This window comes from uncultured Porphyromonas sp. (assembly GCF_934359325.1).
GTDB lineage: Bacteria > Bacteroidota > Bacteroidia > Bacteroidales > Porphyromonadaceae > Porphyromonas_A.
Window position 1 is genome coordinate 1 of the sequence record NZ_CAKRLH010000237.1, and the last position, 2,358, is coordinate 2,358.

Annotated in this window: 2 protein-coding genes; both read left to right on the forward strand. The window is 54.5% G+C overall.

Going from position 1 to position 2,358, the window contains the following annotated elements; translation table 11 throughout:
- Positions 1-723 (forward strand): lyase family protein (locus tag Q0F21_RS07310; protein ID WP_297238718.1); only part of this gene is annotated, 723 nt, incomplete at its 5' end.
- A gap of 263 nt (positions 724-986) precedes the next feature.
- The gene (locus tag Q0F21_RS07315) at positions 987-2,303 is read left to right on the forward strand and encodes a pseudouridine synthase (RefSeq protein ID WP_297238719.1); all 1,317 of its coding nucleotides are present in this window, start codon (positions 987-989) and stop codon (positions 2,301-2,303) included.
- Positions 2,304-2,358 lie beyond the last annotated feature (55 nt).

Here is a 2,358-nt window from a genome sequence, read left to right on the forward strand (position 1 = left end):
GGTAATATGAATGCCCATCATGTCGCTTTCCCCGAGATCGACTGGCGTAACTTTGCCAATCACTTTGCTCATCACCTGGGCATGGGACTGGAGGAGTATACGACCCAGATCTCTAATTACGACAACCTTGCGGCGCTCCTGGATGGTCTCAAGCGGATCTCGACGATCCTGATAGACTTCTGCCGGGACATCTGGATGTATGTTTCGATGGAGTACTTCAAGCAGAAGATCAAGGAGGGCGAGGTGGGCTCCTCAGCTATGCCCCATAAGGTCAATCCCATCGACTTCGAGAATGCTGAGGGCAACCTCGGTATCGCGGTGGCTTACTTAGAGCACCTGGCGCACAAGCTCCCGATCTCCCGTCTGCAGAGGGATCTCACCGACTCTACCGTGATGCGTAACCTCGGTATGCCGGTGGCTCATATGATGACCGCTTTCTCCTCCATCCTCAAGGGGATGGATAAGCTGATCCTCCATGAGGAGACCATACTTGCAGACTTAGACGATGCACTACCGGTCGTAGCGGAGGCGCTGCAGACAATACTTCGTCGAGAGGGCTATCCAAAGCCCTATGAGGCGCTGAAGAAGCTCACTCGCACCAATGAAAAACTTACCCGAGAGCATCTGGAGGACTTCATCGATCATCTCGATGTGAGCCCGGAGGTGAAGGAGGAGATGAAGAAGATCACTCCGCGAAACTATACGGGTGTATATAGTAAGTGACCAATTCTTCGTACCTTTACACCGTTAAATATTAGCTATTTACAGTACATGCAGCCGTGAGGCTGCGTCACCCTCCCGTGAGGGAGATAGAGAAGTCTATAATGAATAAAGACGACTACATGGATAGAGGGTCTATGCAAGATACAGATCCTACGGATCGCTTCGATGAGCGTTACCCTGCTTCGCGTAGGGGCTATGCTGACCGTGAACGATCGGATTTTCGCAGCAGATACAGCTCCGCCGATGATGACCAGCAGCCTGGCATGAGACGCCGACGTCGTATCAGAGAGATGCGTCCTGAGGAGGTACCCTCCTCATCGCAGGACCTCCGGAGAGACAGGAATGACGGCTTGGACAGCTATGACTCCTACAGGGGATCCCGCTCATATGACCGTCGTGACGGCGGCTCCATTGATGTCGACTATCGACGCGAAGAGCCGGACACCGACTACAGGGCTAGGTACAAGCAGAGATTTGAGAGCAATCGCAGGCACTACGGTGACTCCGGAGAGGATGGCGGTGCGAGTGAGGGAGCACGCTTCCGTCGGAGAGTAGATGCCCGCGAAGAGGATCGCACTGGCAGAGATCGGTCTGGCTACCGCTCTTATGACAATGATCAGAGCCAGCGTCGCCAGCAGGGGGGACGTCCCTACCGTCGTGATCAGGGTGATCGACCCTCGTACGGACAGAGATCCCGGAGATCGTATGATGAGCAGGACGGTGGCGGTCGCCGTGATACAAAAAGAAATTTCGGATCCAAGAACAATCGTCCCAGAGGAGCCGGCTCCCCCCGCCAGTCCGCCAAAGGTCAAAGGAGAAAGCCTGTACAGCCTACATACGATCAGCCTGAGATCAGTGCCGATGAGCCGATCCGACTCAATAAGTATATCGCCAACTCGGGTGTCTGCTCTCGTCGTGAGGCGGATGACCTGATCGCAGCCGGTGCCGTTCTGGTAAACGGTGCTCCGGTGACAACTCTTGGCACTAAGGTGACCATCAATGACCGCGTGGAGGTCAATCGTCAGGAGGTCAAGCCTGAGAATAAAGTCTACGTGCTCCTCAATAAGCCACGCAATTGCGTCACCACGTCGGATGACCCGCAGGAGCGGATGACGGTGGTCAATCTCGTGCGTACAGCCGCAAAGGAGCGCATCTATCCAGTGGGGCGGCTCGACCGCAATACGACTGGGGTCCTGCTGCTCACCAATGATGGAGAACTGGCAGCGAAGCTGGTCCATCCTTCCTTTGAGAAGAAGAAGATCTACCACGCCTGGCTCGACAAGGAGGTCTCTCCCGAGGATATGCAAAAGCTGGCAGATGGTATCGAGCTTGAGGACGGCGAGATGCATGCTGATGCGATCAGCTACGTCACCGATGAGGATCACACTCAGGTGGGTATTGAGATCCACTCAGGTCGCAACCGCATCGTTCGCCGACTCTTTGAGGCACTGGGCTACCGTGTAGTGAAGCTCGACCGGGTCTACTTCGCCGGACTTACGAAGAAGAATCTCGGTCGTGGTAAGTGGCGCTACCTGACACAGGAGGAGGTGGATAACCTTAAGATGGGAGCATTTGAGTAAGCAGATAAGAAAACCTTATGAAAAGAGTAAAGATAGTCGACCTCGTCAAGGATCC